We start from the raw sequence: 14666 nt of genomic DNA, 5'->3' as shown, positions 1-14666 counted from the left end.
CAACCTCCTCAATTCTGTCAATCCTGTAAATCCTGCAAAAAAAAGGCCGGATCTCGCCTTGAAAGACCCGGCCTAACGTCGTAGTTTTAACCCTAATCTTCTTATTTTGAGTAAATCAGTTTTCCATACAGATTGGAACTACCATCTGTAAGCTCATAGAACAAAATACCAGTTGCCTGAACATCGGAAAGGTTTACTTCCAGATGCTGGCTGCCTTTTTCGAAAGAGCTTGAAATGCGTTTTACCAGTTGCATTTGTTGATTATAAAATCTTATGTTGACCTGAGATTTTTGGTTTAAGTTAAAATTGAAATACACTTGTTGTTGACTCACCGGATTGGGATAAACTACCAGTTCACTCATATTGCCTGTCACAGTTTTGTTAAGATCCTTTGATCTGTCCTGAATCTGAGCAAGTCCGTCGAACCCATCTAATTCTCCAATTTTAACAGCCGTAAAGTTGACTTGAGGATAATCTATCTGGACTGCTTTAAAATCGACAGATGCTTCCATTGGCGTGGTGAACGGATTGAATGGATCTTTAAACAAAATGGGTTTGCGCAACAATCTCCAATGTTTGGATAAGGTCTGATAATCAGCTATACCGAGAACCAAGTCGTAGAGTAAATCAAAATCACTTTGGTCAACCAACTCATCTCCATTTACATCAGCTGCTAAAAGCTTGTAAGGGTCGGTCAACTTTTCAGTACCTATAATATGTTTTAATAAAACAATCACATCATTGATATTGATTCCTTTAAATTCAGATTCACGTCTATCGAGGGAGAGCGTATAATTTTTGGACTTCGCCAATTTAGAATAAGTATATTTTCCATCTGAAGCTGTTGCAAGTTCTTTCTCCCATATCTGATAGCTCGTATCTGATTTTGTGGCATAACTTGTGTCTTGTCTGCGAATGTAAAAGACCGTACCACTTGGTGCAACTATGGTGTCGTACTTAGTTTTTATGATGGTATCCGTATGAACATTGATAGTTGATGTGGTTTCTCCTATTAATCGCGTGACGATGCCCGGACATGGATTGCCTGTTGGATCGAGTACAAGGCCCGCAATTAGCACCGTTGAAGTGGTGATGCTGTCTTTCCTTTTGCAATCCGGAATGCGCGCATTGTTATTTTGAATTTCTACATAGGTCTTACAAAAACTTTGGTTACCCAAAGAATCGGTAACATACATCCTTACTTCATTTTTACCGAGATCAGCACAAGTATAAACCTGGGACATGTGCGATGTATCTTCTGAGAACGAAAACTTTAATTGTTTATATCCACATGGATGATAGGAACCGAGATTAAAATCTTTGGCCCAAATTTGAACCATGCCGTCATCCGGAGTTCCGTCTTTATTGGTATCGACCGGCATGAGTGCAACGATCAAACCATTCAAGCAATATGGTATAGGACCAATTTTATTGCGCACAGTTACGCGTACTTTACATTTTAATTCTTTACCGCATCCATACTCCGCATAAAAATAAAACTCAGTTGTTCCTAAAGGATAATCACCACTAGCATCGGCGCCTTTACTTTTTGAATAAGGTGATGTATTCCGAATCACAAGTGCATTTCCGCATTTTGAAACAGCAGTTGCAGGAGTTAATTGGACATATGTAGATTTACAATCGAGTTTCGTATCAACCAATGTATCTTTTGGACAATTGAGCACTGCACTTGAATCATTGACAACAAGTTTAATAACCTGAATGTATGACCACTGTCCGACAGCTGGATATTTATTAGGTACATATTGACACCAATCAATCACTTTCCATTCCCTAAGTACTTTCATGCAACCAGCCGAGACCGTGAATTTACTATCCTTATAAGAATACATGGCCTGACTGCACTTCAAACGATTGAACTGAGGATATGCGTAACCGTAAGGCAAATTTTTAGGATCCGGGTTGGGATTACATCCTTCGATGCTTGTATCACGAGGCCAAAAAATGTCCTTTCCTGAGAATAATATTGAACCCGTTACTGTAATAATCTGACTGCAGGTGTGAATTTTCCAATATGGATCCTCTGCTTCCCAGGTTCTGGTAATCGTTCCAATGCCACACGCATTGGTATTGTAAATCGTAGTTTTTGCGGCCAGTGGCTTCTTCTTGTAATTCAACCAGACATATGCCTGGCCGTATTTATCCAAATTTGACACATCATCAGTACATTGGATGGTAAGATTTGGAGGACATTCCAAATAAAAACTAAAATCCATTGCATGGATGTCTAGTTTAAATAAAATAAATAGCAGGCACAGCCTGAAGCAGGTAGTTTTCATATTTTGAATTATTTAAATTCCTTTGCTGCTGAATTCGGGAGGGCTGTGTGTAGAATTCGGGTCAAATATATAAATAATATTTAATATGTTGTATGAATATGCCATATTTTAAATTTTTTTCCATCCAACTTTTAATCGTATATTTGGTGTGTAGAATCCCTTCCAGTGATTTATTTGTTATTGTGGAGAATTTGAAAATCAGAAAAAAATATAGATGGTTGCAAATGATCGCCCACAAGAGACGGTGGTTAAGAATTCCTATGTGTTTATCCATTGTTTTGGTGTTGGCTATTATTGCAATTCTACCATCTCTACATATAGTCGAAAGTCAAAATAATCAACATCATCATTCTTTTGAACATTCGATAGACAAAGAAGAAGATCCCTGCCACAGGAAAATCTATCATCGCGATTTTAATAAAGGCTGTCAACACGATTCACATTATTCCGTTCCTATTGAATCCTGCAGTCTATGCGATTTGTTTTTAAATGCAGACGTGTTTAGTTTTTTCAACCCATCTGCAAGTTTGAACAACTATTCAAATGGACAAGAAATTAGTAGTTCGTTCAGTTCCTTTGAACATACCTGCTTTTGCATTTTCAGAGGCCGGGCACCCCCTATGGCTTAATAGCCTTTAGAACAAATTTTTATTTTATAATTTACTATAAACTGCTTTGCTATTGCAAAACAGATTTCATTTTTAAAAATCATATTTATGAAAAATATCTTTTCAACAATACAATTTTGGGCTTTATTATTAATCCTTGCTTCTTCTTGTGGCGACGATATCATTCCCAATGAATCTGAACTCATTACTTCCGTATATATTCAACTTGTAGATACAGTACAGAACGATACGATTCATATTTCTTTCATAGACCTTGATGGAAGCGGGGGCCTTCCACCGGTTGTCGTGACACCAGATCTCAATGCCCAAACAGAATATTCAGCTGTTATCCTTCTCTTAAATGAATCGCTTAGTCCGGCGATCAATATTTCAGACGAAGTTGACGCTGAAAAGGAGGAACACCAATTCTTTTATTCAAGTAGCGGCACCACAATTCTAGATATTTCTTACGCAGACCAGGATGCAAATGCTTACCCTTTAGGTGCTCAATTTACATTAAAATCAGCCCAGGCAGGCCAGACTAATTTAAAAGTAGTACTACGACATGCGCCTGATAAATCGGCGCCAGGGGTCTCCCAAGGCAATATTGCCAATGCTGGCGGAGAAACGGATATTGAAGTTGATTTTAACATAATAGTCCGCTGATCGCTGTGAGCCGGATTTTAAACATATTACTTTTTACCTTCCAGGTATATTATGCATTTACTCAGGACTGTAAAATTCGCTGGGGAGTAAAAGTCATGGATCATCACGATGATCATCCACTTGAATTTGCTACTCTTTTCATTCAAGAAACAGGTAATGCCTACACCTCGAATGTTAAAGGTGAAATCAATATTGGCAGCATGTGTCCCGGTGAATATCATATCACCATCCATCATTTTGGATGTGATCCCGTTAAAATATATATGAGCATTCACCGGGACACTAATTTTACGGTTTTAATGGAGCATCATGCACATACATTACAAAGTGTCGAAGTGAGCGACTACAAATCAAAAAACACAGGTGCAAGCAAACACACCCTTCACTCAAAAGAAATCCAGTCACAATCTGACCAGCCGCTTGCCAGTATATTGCAGAACATCATTGGAGTGCAATCATTAAAAAATGGAACCACAATCGCTATACCCATCATTCAGGGGCTCACCGGGACCCGAATCACTTTGGTCAACAATGGCATCATCCAATCTGCACAACAATGGGGTGCAGATCATGCGCCAGAAATAGATCCCTTTGCAGCCAGTGAGATCAAGGTCATTAAAGGCGTGGATGCCATAAGTTATGGTGGAAATGGATTAGGTGGAATGATTCTTATGGAGCCCGGCCCCATACTTAAAGACCCGCATTTACATGGCAATGTGCAAAGCATTTACAGAACGAACGGTCGTTCGTATCACATCGGATTAAAGTTAGAACAATCGACAGAAAAAATAGATTGGAGACTGACAGCTTCCGGAAAATTATCCGGAGACCACTCCACACCGAATTATTATTTAAGCAACACCGGCACAAAAGATTTTGCGATTTCAGCTTTGGGCGTTTTACAAAAAAAACCTTCGAAACTCGTTAAATATTATTATTCGCTGTTCCATTCCAGCCCAGGGCTCTTGAGAGGATCGCATATTGGAAATTTAAGTGATTTGAAAGAAGCCTTAGGCAGGGACATTCCCTTCTTTACCAAAAATAATTTCAGTTATCAAATTGAAGCTCCTCGTCAGAACGTTAGCCACCATCTTTTAAAAGCATCCTTTCAATGGGATTTAGATCATCGATTTCGCGAATTGCAATTTGCGGGGCAATGGAATTCAAGAAAAGAATATGATGTACGTCGCAGTGGAAAGTCAGATATTCCTGCATTATCATTGAACCTTTTGAGTAGTCATCTTATTTGGAATGAACGATTCGATCTGGGAAATCAACAATTAAGTTATGGAATAAGCCACAGATTTAACATCAATACCGCCAACAAAGAAACCGGTATCATACCATTAATTCCAGATTACTTTTTGAATAATGCCGGATTATACACCAAATGGAATTTGATGAAAGAACAATTTCAACTGGAAGCAGGTTTGCGATATGATCTTAACCATTTCAAAGTAGATTATATTGACCGCAGCATCCCACCAAGCATACAAAAGATCCAGAAATTCTACCATAATTATTCGATTGCATCCGGAGCGATTTTTAATTTAGACCCTGTTACAATTGCGATCAATAGTGGTTGGACACAACGATCACCTGAAATTCACGAATTATTCAGCAATGGCTTACACCAATCAGTAGCAGGGATTGAAGAAGGCGATCCCGGACTCAAGCAAGAAAGTTCGTTCAAAACCCAGCTGACCGGGAGTTTACTAGTTGAGGAGTGGTTGAGTGCAGAAGCTGGTATTTGGATTCAAAGCATAAAGGATTATATTTTTTTAGAACCACAGCTTGAACCCAGATTGACGATTCGGGGAGCGTTTCCGGTATATTTATATAAACAGACCGATGCAAGACTTTATGGAATTGACTTGACCTTCAGATTTGAATTCAATCACAAATGGCAGATGATTCACAAATTCAGTTATTTGAGAGGACAGGAAACTTCTGGAACTCCACTTGTTTATATGCCTCCACATCAGTTAAGCGGTTCACTGCATCGTTATATACTTCCTGGCAAAAAATTCAGGAAGTTGGATTTGTTTGTATCGGCTAGTTACCATTTTCGTCAAAATCATTATAGTATAAAAACAGACTTTCTAGAACCACCCCCAGCCTATTTATTGATTACAGCAGGAATCGATACAGAAATGATAATTTTTGACCAAAAATGGCATATAGGACTTGAAATCGATAATTTATGGAACGAGAGATACCGGGATTATTTAAATCGTCTTCGCTATTTCGCCGATGAAGAAGGCAGAAGTTTTCGAATCTTATTAAAGATGGAATTTTAATAGAACGCAAAGTACTTTCGATGAATGAACTCAAAAACCGGATCAATAGAACATTTGCCTGGAACTTAAAACATCAAAAAGCCATTATATTTACGTTGTTCAATTACTCACTTTAAATTTGAATTTTATGATGATTTTACTTGGTTTAGCCCTTTTTATTGGGATTGTTCTCGTATTTTTTTACAATGGATTGGTTCGTGCAAAAAACGCAGTCATGGATGCATGGAGCAATATTGATGTAGCCTTGAAAAAAAGATATGATCTGATACCAAACATTGTAAATACGGTAAAAGGATATGCAGCTCATGAATCAGGTACACTTGAAAAAGTAATTGCAGCCAGAAATGCTGCATTGAGTGTTCCCAAAGGAGATATTAATGGAAAAATAGCTGCAGATCAAGCTTTAACGGCTGGTCTTCGTCAAATATTTGCACTGGCAGAAAATTATCCCGATCTGAAGGCAAATACCAATTTTTTACAATTGCAAGATACCTTGAGCGAAATCGAACAAAACCTCGAGAATGCCCGCAGATATTACAATGCTACTGTTCGCGAAAATAACAATAAAGTTGAAGGTTTTCCTGGTGTGCTCATTGCAAGCAGTTTTGGTTTCAGTACTTTCGATTATTTTGAAACAGAGGAAGAGAGCAAAAAAAATGTCACCGTTCAATTTTAAGCAATCAAACATGCCTAAACTTTCAAATTGCTTAATTTTCATATTTCTCTTTCTTAGCCAGTTTATATTCGCTCAGGGTGGTTTTATCATTCGCAATTACGATGTCAAAATTGAATTAAAAAAAGAAGGCTCTTTTCATGTGCAGGAAATCATTAAAGTAGATTTTCTGGAACCTCGCAGGGGAATTTTGCGCGACATTCCATTGAAGTACAATTTATCCCATAAAACTTCAGGTTCCATTTTCGACATGCTATTTGCCCATGAAATCTTTTTAAGTGATGTAAAAGTCACCGGCCATCCATATAAAAATCAATATAGAGGTATCGGCCTGCAAATCCGGATTGGAGATCCCGAAATTTATTTAACGGGCGAACAAACTTACATCATTGATTACACGGTTGAAAATGGTTTACTTCACGGAGCATCAGGACCAGAATTTTATTGGAATATCATCGGTGATCAATGGGAAGTACCTATTGAAGAAGTCTCCTTTAAAATCTCGATTCCGCAAGGCATCCCAATTGGAGAAGAAGATTTTGAGATCCGCACCGGTGAATATGGTTCTGTTGAACAATCTTCAAGTGCCCAATGGAATCAAAATGTTTTAACTGGCCAATCCTTAGTAGGCTTAGGAAATTATAAAGGGATGACCGCAGCCATCCGGATGCCTGTTGGCAGTATTGAGGTCTATCCTTTTTATAAACTACTGTTCTACCACGGGAAATTTTTTATACTTCCTTTGATCATGTTGCTCAGTTTTTATTTTGTTTGGAGGAGATTTGGGGTGGATACTAAAATGGCAGATATGGTGGCCTATTTGCCTCCAAAGGGAATTGATTCAGCAATGGCAGGTTTTGCCATTGATATACGGGCTAATATGCATGATGTATTGTCGATGATCCCCTATTTAGGTCATAAAGGCTATCTTAAAATTGAGCATCAAAAAGCTGAGGGATTTTTTGCTGATGACGACATCACTTTTATCAAACTCAAAGAACTGCCTGTAGATGCACCGGCCCACCAAAAAGTATTCTTTGATGGCATCTTCGAATGTGGAGATCGCGTCCAATTAAGTGATTTAAAAAATACCTTTTACACCCATTTTCAAACAGCACAGTCTGCAGTGAATGATGCTGTAATGAATTCTGATTATTTCACTGCACCTTCCAAAAAATTGTATTGGAATTCATTTTGGGTCATTGGTTTGGTTGCCGTTACCAATGCCGCACTTTGTTTTTTCTATGGTAAAATTTTCTTTTTAATCCTCACCATAATATTCGCCATTGTTTTGATGGTCTTTGCCTATAGCTTGCTCAAGAGAAGCCAACATGGTGATATGTTATATCGGGAAATCAGAGGCTTGAAAAAATTCATCAAGCTGGCAGAAAAAGACAAACTGGAATTTTTAGTAAAAGAGGATCCAAGTTATTTTGATGCAGTGCTACCATATGCGGTTGCCTTCAATTGTGCGGATACTTGGTGTGATAAGTTCAAAGGAATTAATTTGCCTACACCAACTTGGTTTCATTCAAATACGCCCAGCTTTTACAGTTCGCATGGTATTTTTAATGCTGCTGCGTTTAATGATACTTTGAGTCAATCGCTTACTGAAATGAGAACGGTGATGTCTAGCAGACCTTCGAGCAGTGGCTCTTCAAGTGGAGGTGGTGGCGGTTCTTTTTCAGGAGGTGGATTTGGAGGCGGTGGTGGTAGCAGCTGGTGAGTTGTTTAGGCGGGTAGGAGAAGTCTGTTAGTCTGTTAGTCTGAAAGTCTGTTACTCTTTGCTCCTTACTTGTCAGTGCCTGATATAGGTTGACCATTTTTTATCATTAAAAAACATAAAAATGGCAACAATTAGAAGGCAATTTAAAATGAGCATTGAGCAGCGTATGGCGAGGCATTTTTCAGAAAGTTTCAAACGATCGAAGGTTCTCGAGATAGAGCAAGGCAGGAGCAAAGTCAGTGAAATTTGTAAGGAATACGAGGTTAGCCCTACCAATGTATACAAATGGATGAGTAAATTTGGTGCAGCTAAAAGCCAAATTCGCATGATTGTTGAAACAAATTCCGACACTAAAAAAATAATAGAACTTAAGCAAAAAGTTGCAGAATTGGAACGAGTAATTGGTCAAAAACAGATCCTAATTGACTTTCAAACTAAGATGATTGAATTAGCAGAAGAAGCATACAAGATTGATATTAAAAAAATATTCTTCAGCACAATCTGCTACTTCAGACAGGAGCGAAAGCGATATCCATTCTCATTAAATAAGTTGTACAGAGTAATGAATATCAGCAAACAATCTGTTCATCAAAGAATAGAAAGGAATCACCAGGATCTAGAAATAGAAGCACAACTTCTGTGGCTCATACACCAAATTCGTGAAGATCACCCTACGATGGGAGTGCGTGATCTGTTTTATAAAATTCGGCCAGAATCCATGGGCAGGGACCGTTTTGAAGCCTTTTGTAAAGAAAATAGTTTGATGTCCCTTAAGAAAGTATTTAGGCCAAGAACAACAGACAACACAGGGGTTATACGATTTGACAATTTGCTTATAGATCTCCAAATCAATCGAGTTGATCAAGTCTGGCAAAGCGACATAACCTATTTTGAATTAAACAATAGGTTTTATTATTTAACTTTTATCCTTGATGCTTATTCTAGACGAATTGTTGGGCATAACGTGTCGGATAATTTAACGACCATTTGTACCACAATGCCAGCCTTAAAAATGGCTATAAAGTTGCGAGCCAAACAAAAGATGAGCGAATTAATATTCCATTCCGATGGTGGTGGACAATACTATGCAAAATCCTTTTTAGAGCTTACCGCAAAATATGAAATCAGAAACAGTATGTGTGAATATGCTTGGGAAAATGGTAAAGCTGAAAGGATTAATGGAATCATAAAGAATAACTATTTGATACACAGGGATATTAAAAATTATCATCAATTGACTATAGAGGTTGACCGAAGTGTACAACTTTATAACTTAGAAAAACCTCATAAAGAGTTACAAAGATTAAGTCCTGTTGAATTTGAAAATTTGGATATAACTTTACAATTGCAAAAAACACCGAGGATGAAAGAGTCATTTGATGCAAATAACAAAATATATTGGGTATCGAACCCCATATATTTTGAGCAAAAAACACCTCAGAATCTTGATGTATTCTCTGCAAATAATTCGAGTAAAAAGTTACACAAAACGGTCAACCCTATTTAGGCATTGACAACTCTTTACTCCTTGCTCCTTATTCCTTACTCTTTCCTCTTTAATCCTTCCTCCTTAATCCTTACTCTTTAATCTCATCTCCTCACTCCTTATTCTTGTAAGATACAAAAAAATGAATCCAGATTGACCTGGATACTTTAAACAGATAACCAAATCCTATGGCAAGTACCACAATTAAAACAGCTAGAGCATGTTCCCAATAAATACCGAATCCCAGGATGAGTAGCCCCATTAATATCAATGAGAAGAATCCGGAAAATATGTAAGAAATAAACATAGCTCCATAATAAAAGCCAGGTTCTCTGAAAAAGGATTCGTTACAGACCGTACATCTTTGATGCATATTAAAGCTATAATCCCAGAATAAATTTTTAGCGGGAAATAACTTTCCTTTTCTGCATGCCGGACAGTAGAGGCCGAATATAGAAGTAAGTTTTGATTTCATATGCTCGCAGAATTTGAAAGAATTAATCGGATTTGGAAGGGATTAAAAGATAAAGTTTAAAGTGGTCAAATGTATTACCTAATGATCATACATTTCCGGATATGCTATTTATATGAGAAAATGGGATCGATTCGAAGGTTTGTAGCATAGGCAAAATAAAAATAATTAATTTCAAAATCAAGAGTGACCCTGTGAGGAATCGAACCTCAACCTGGAGAACCGGAATCTCCCATTCTATCCGTTGAACTACAGGGCCAAGCCGCAAAAGTAATCAACATCCATCAGAATTTAGTTGTATACTTAATAGAAGCTGCTGAATGGGCCTGGCCTATAGATCAGGTACATTTTTCAAACAATTTTCGATCCGGGAACTTGTCGCATCAAAATATTTTCAATCACAAGCTTGATTAAATTAAGATTCTAATTTATCCAAATGCAGGATCTACTTATTCGAGTTTGCGAGCCTATAATGAAAGCAAACAAAATATTTAATTGTCTATTTGAATATTTAATTTCGTATTCAGAACACCTTTACTATGAACAACTTAATTCATTACATTGGGACAGGACTGGTCCACTTATTACTTTTACACCATAGTGTTTTGCACGCACAACTTACAGAATGGACAGAAGATGATCCGTTTATTAATTCATCTGAAAAAGTGCTTGAGCAGCAATTTAGTTTACAAAAAGATGAAGGACTACAATTTGAAAGCAAGGAAAAATTAGACATCAATGCAATCGTTCCGGAAGATCTTGAGAGATTTGAATTTTTAAACCCTAACGAGATCGAACAAATTATTGCATTTCTGCACAAGCTAAAACCTCTGATATCTACTTTGGAATTACAAACGCTGATGGGAATTGCTCCTGAGAAAATCCGAAAACTCATCAATTTGACTTATGTCTTAAATGACCGTGGCATTGCTGCTTCAGAAACTCAAATGAATCAAAGCCAGAAGCAATTCTTATTGTTGCGTTGGAATCGAAGGCTTGAAACACCATCAGATGAAAACATAAGTGACAGCTCTGCGTCGCGAAAAATAGGTAGTCCTGATAAATTGCTCTTAAAGTTTAGAGGATTTGCACATCACAAACTTCAATATGGGCTAACACTTGAAAAAGATGCTGGCGAGTCATGGCTGATGAAAAGCGGTTTGAAATTACCTGATTATATTTCGGCGAACGCCTCCTTGCGAAATCTACATAAGAAAATTCCACATATCATATTGGGAGATTACAGTCTATCATTAGGTTTGGGTTTGTTACTAGACAATGGTTCTTTTAAAAGTGGTTTACCAGAATTGAGGATCTCTTTTAAAACACAATATGGAATGAAAGCTTATAGCTCCATTGGCGAAAACGAAATGCTTAGAGGAATTTGCGCACGAATGACCCTAGCCTTAAATTTTGATCTGATCGCTTATACATCCTATAAGTTGATGGATTCAAGATTGGATTCGTCGGATAATAAGCCCACCCTATTATCTACAAGATTTCAGGAATCAGGCTTACATACCACTAATTATGAACTATCTAATCGAAAGAATCAATCCGTCTTGACCAGCGGAGTTGTTGCTTTACACAAAACGGAAAATGCTGAAATAGGATTACATGGCATGTATAATGCGAACCAATATGATCAATCAAATACCACTCAATTAGAAAAGATATTCATACCAGAAGCCCAAAAACTATGTTATGGATCTGGGTTTTACAAAATGCAAATGAGGAATATATTTCTCACCGGGGAGCTTGTAATGGATACGCGAAAGAACACAAGCTATCACCAATCATTGGCAGCAGGCATCGGCAAGCGAGCTGAAATTGCATGTGAATTTTATCGATATGGACCTGGGTTTTATGCCCATCTAAGCCAGGCAAACACATCAAGTGGAAAAAGCTGGAACCAAACTGGCTATATGCTGCAATTTAATTTCAACATCAAAGGAAATTTAAAATTAAGTCTTGCATATGAGATCAATGAACGTCTCTGGGACGTGTCCAGTGGCTATTACAGCAAATCACCTACATCTTACTCTCGTTTATCTCTCAGTAGTCAACAAAGAAGAAAGTGGCAGTCCAAATGTCAGATAGAACTGCGATCTCAAGCGCTGACTGAAAATCCACAACAAGTATTGTTGCCTTCAATACAGAGGACTATTCACCAACTCTCCATTCAGATATATTATGAAATGGCCTTGTCCAGATCGCTCAAATGGAGAAACAGAATTCAATGGAAATGCTTAAATTCAATAGGTCAAAATGCCTCAGGATTCTTTTGTGCACAGGATATTTTGTACAAACCACTTGCCGGAAAGCTCAATTTCAATGCTCGAATCGCATATTTTGATCTTGGTAAAAGTGGCTTAAAGATGTATGTTTTTGAGAATGATGTCATGTACCATTATGGATTTCAATCGCATTCAGGAAGTGGATTGCGATACTATTTCAACATCAGATGGAAGCCATTTCAAAGATTCAACATTGAAGCAAAATTATCTCAAACCCTTGTATTCATTGATGTTCAAAGGAGTTCAACTCCATTTGAAATGCAAAATCAAACTTCAAATGCAACACTTCAATGGACCTATGAATTTTAATCGTCCCGCTTATGAATAAATATATTTGATCATAAGGAAGTGATGATTTACAAAATTTGCTACTAAGAAAAAAATGTGCTTTTTCAAAAAAATATTAAAAAAAATTTGCATATTTAAAAAATGTCATACCTTTGGTAGGATTTTTGATAAATGAATTTCATTATTCTCTAATCAAATGTTTTATTTTTATTCGTTAACGTAAAAAAATTAATCATGGCAAAAGCACGTTCAACTGCTAAGAAAACCACGAAAAAGGCAACAGCCAAAAAAGCAGCTCCTAAAAAAGCTACTAAAAAAGCTGGAGCAAAAAAAGCGACTGCTAAAAAAGCAGCTCCTAAAAAGGCTGCTAAAAAAGTAGTAGCAAAGAAAGCAGCTCCTAAAAAAGCAGCAGCTAAGAAAGCGGCTCCTAAAAAAGCTACCGCTAAAAAAGCAGCTCCTAAAAAAGCAGCAGCTAAGAAAGCAGCTCCTAAAAAAGCTACCGCTAAAAAAGCAGCTCCTAAAAAAGCAGCAGCTAAGAAAGCAGCTCCTAAAAAAGCAACTGCTAAGAAAGCGGCTCCTAAAAAAGCTACCGCTAAAAAAGCGGCTCCTAAAAAAGCAACTGCTAAGAAAGCTGGTGCTAAAAAAGCGACTGCTAAAAAGGCGGCTCCTAAGAAAGCTACCAAAAAAGCGACTGCTAAGAAAGGAAGTTCAAAAGGTAGAAAAAAGCCTGCGCCTGCGCCGGCTGCAGCTGCCGAGCCCATGACTTCTGGAATGGGCGAAATGCAGATGTAAATCTACAAATCGCGATAAAAAAACTCTGGTTCAAAAAACCGGAGTTTTTTTTTATCCCTTATTGAGTTTTGATTCCATTATTAAATCAGCTATTACAATAGCTGCGACCGCTTCCACAACAACAGGCACTCTCAAAGCAATGCAAACATCATGGCGGCCCTGGATTTGGAATGATTCCATTTGGTTTGTGTTCAAGTTCACGGATTCTTGTATAGCTCCAATACTACTTGTTGGCTTGATTGCCACACGAAAAATGATCGGATTTCCATTGCTGATTCCGCCATTAATGCCTCCGGCATGGTTCGTTTGCGTCTGTCCCGATGAATTGAGAATGGAATCATTATGTTGAGAACCCTTCATTTTAGCAGCTAAAAATCCACTTCCAAATTCAATTCCCTTTATTGCAGGAATACTAAAAATCAGGTGACTTAATTTTGATTCGATGGAATCAAAAAAGGGTTCACCCAATCCTATCGGAACATTTTGAATTTTACATTCAACAATACCACCAATACTATCCTGATTGGCAATGGCCATTTCAATTGCCTTTTGAATATCATTTGATCCACCAGCTTCAATTAATGTTGCTTCGAGCTCAATGGGCCCTATTATTTTTTTTGCAAGCACTCCCGCAGCAACAATTGGCAATGTCAATCGCCCGCTAAAATGTCCTCCACCTCTATAATCATGGAAACCCCCAAATTTTTTTGCAGCGACAAAGTCTGCATGACCAGGTCTAGGAATTTTTTGTTGTTGTTCGTAATCTGCAGATCGGATATCCCCGTTGACAAACTGAATATGTAATGGACTCCCTGTAGTTAAATCGCGAAAACAACCTGAAAGAATCAAGGGAATATCTGTTTCTGAACGCGCGGTTGTGCCCACAGCGCCGGGTTTTCTACGTGAAATATCCCTTTCGAAATCCTTCAAGTTTATTGGAATACCGGCAGGTAATCCATCCACAATCACTCCTACGGCCGGGCCATGTGATTCTCCGTATAATTGTATTCTAAAATTTTTACCAAATGAATTCATGGAAGCTAATTAAAATCAAAGAA

Annotated in this window: 11 protein-coding genes and 1 tRNA gene; 8 read left to right on the top strand and 4 right to left on the bottom strand. The window is 37.7% G+C overall.

The window, feature by feature from the left end; translation table 11 throughout:
• Nucleotides 1-101 precede the first annotated feature (101 nt).
• A complete protein-coding gene (locus IPM92_05200) occupies nt 102-2300 on the bottom strand; it encodes a T9SS type A sorting domain-containing protein (protein MBK9107778.1) in 2199 nt (732 codons plus the stop codon).
• Between the two features lie 191 nt (nt 2301-2491).
• On the opposite strand from IPM92_05200, the gene IPM92_05195 reads away from it, so the two are divergent.
• From IPM92_05195 to IPM92_05170, 6 genes are all read left to right on the top strand, one after another.
• On the top strand, nt 2492-2929 hold the full coding sequence (locus tag IPM92_05195) for a hypothetical protein (GenBank protein ID MBK9107777.1): 438 nt from the start codon (nt 2492-2494) through the stop codon (nt 2927-2929).
• 87 nt (nt 2930-3016) lie between these two features.
• Nucleotides 3017-3574, top strand: a complete 558-nt coding sequence (locus IPM92_05190; GenBank protein ID MBK9107776.1) for a type 1 periplasmic binding fold superfamily protein — start codon at nt 3017-3019, stop codon at nt 3572-3574.
• 5 nt (nt 3575-3579) lie between these two features.
• Complete coding sequence (locus IPM92_05185) at nt 3580-5874, top strand: TonB-dependent receptor (GenBank protein MBK9107775.1); 2295 nt, start codon at nt 3580-3582, stop codon at nt 5872-5874.
• A gap of 127 nt (nt 5875-6001) precedes the next feature.
• Nucleotides 6002-6550 carry a LemA family protein gene (locus IPM92_05180; GenBank protein MBK9107774.1) on the top strand — a complete coding sequence of 183 codons (549 nt, stop codon included), beginning with the start codon at nt 6002-6004 and terminating at the stop codon, nt 6548-6550.
• A 10-nt stretch (nt 6551-6560) separates the two neighbouring features.
• Nucleotides 6561-8273: a DUF2207 domain-containing protein gene (locus IPM92_05175; GenBank protein ID MBK9107773.1), complete on the top strand. Its 1713-nt coding sequence runs from the start codon at nt 6561-6563 to the stop codon at nt 8271-8273.
• A 121-nt stretch (nt 8274-8394) separates the two neighbouring features.
• Entirely contained in the window at nt 8395-9780 is a 1386-nt protein-coding gene (locus tag IPM92_05170) for an IS3 family transposase (GenBank protein ID MBK9107772.1), read from the top strand.
• Nucleotides 9781-9871: 91 nt separating this feature from the next.
• On the opposite strand, the gene IPM92_05165 is transcribed toward IPM92_05170, so the two are convergent.
• Both IPM92_05165 and IPM92_05160 read right to left on the bottom strand, forming a co-directional pair.
• The gene (locus tag IPM92_05165) at nt 9872-10234 is read right to left on the bottom strand and encodes a DUF983 domain-containing protein (GenBank protein MBK9107771.1); all 363 of its coding nucleotides are present in this window, start codon (nt 10232-10234) and stop codon (nt 9872-9874) included.
• Between the two features lie 184 nt (nt 10235-10418).
• A tRNA-Arg gene (locus IPM92_05160) sits at nt 10419-10490 on the bottom strand.
• Nucleotides 10491-10770: 280 nt separating this feature from the next.
• Here IPM92_05160 and IPM92_05155 point away from each other — a divergent pair.
• Both IPM92_05155 and IPM92_05150 read left to right on the top strand, forming a co-directional pair.
• A complete protein-coding gene (locus tag IPM92_05155) occupies nt 10771-12837 on the top strand; it encodes a hypothetical protein (GenBank protein ID MBK9107770.1) in 2067 nt (688 codons plus the stop codon).
• Nucleotides 12838-13050: 213 nt separating this feature from the next.
• On the top strand, nt 13051-13608 hold the full coding sequence (locus tag IPM92_05150; GenBank protein MBK9107769.1) for a histone H1-like repetitive region-containing protein: 558 nt from the start codon (nt 13051-13053) through the stop codon (nt 13606-13608).
• A gap of 51 nt (nt 13609-13659) precedes the next feature.
• Here the strand turns inward: IPM92_05150 and IPM92_05145 are convergent, their stop codons facing one another.
• The gene (locus IPM92_05145; GenBank protein MBK9107768.1) at nt 13660-14643 is read right to left on the bottom strand and encodes a chorismate synthase; all 984 of its coding nucleotides are present in this window, start codon (nt 14641-14643) and stop codon (nt 13660-13662) included.
• Between the last annotated feature and the right edge of the window lie 23 nt (nt 14644-14666).

It is taken from the genome of Saprospiraceae bacterium (assembly GCA_016719615.1).
In the GTDB taxonomy this organism is placed as follows: domain Bacteria; phylum Bacteroidota; class Bacteroidia; order Chitinophagales; family Saprospiraceae; genus Vicinibacter.
This window is presented reverse-complemented; position numbering and strand designations above follow the sequence as displayed.

What these genes read in the sequence shown, in the direction of transcription:
- IPM92_05190 (MBK9107776.1), top strand. Translation starts at nt 3,017, where the DNA reads ATGAAAAATATCTTTTCAACAATACAATTTTGGGCTTTATTATTAATC.
- IPM92_05165 (MBK9107771.1), bottom strand. Translation starts at nt 10,234, where the DNA reads ATGAAATCAAAACTTACTTCTATATTCGGCCTCTACTGTCCGGCATGC.
- IPM92_05170 (MBK9107772.1), top strand. Translation starts at nt 8,395, where the DNA reads ATGGCAACAATTAGAAGGCAATTTAAAATGAGCATTGAGCAGCGTATG.
- IPM92_05150 (MBK9107769.1), top strand. Translation starts at nt 13,051, where the DNA reads ATGGCAAAAGCACGTTCAACTGCTAAGAAAACCACGAAAAAGGCAACA.
- IPM92_05200 (MBK9107778.1), bottom strand. Translation starts at nt 2,300, where the DNA reads ATGAAAACTACCTGCTTCAGGCTGTGCCTGCTATTTATTTTATTTAAA.
- IPM92_05180 (MBK9107774.1), top strand. Translation starts at nt 6,002, where the DNA reads ATGATGATTTTACTTGGTTTAGCCCTTTTTATTGGGATTGTTCTCGTA.
- IPM92_05155 (MBK9107770.1), top strand. Translation starts at nt 10,771, where the DNA reads ATGAACAACTTAATTCATTACATTGGGACAGGACTGGTCCACTTATTA.
- IPM92_05145 (MBK9107768.1), bottom strand. Translation starts at nt 14,643, where the DNA reads ATGAATTCATTTGGTAAAAATTTTAGAATACAATTATACGGAGAATCA.
- IPM92_05175 (MBK9107773.1), top strand. Translation starts at nt 6,561, where the DNA reads ATGCCTAAACTTTCAAATTGCTTAATTTTCATATTTCTCTTTCTTAGC.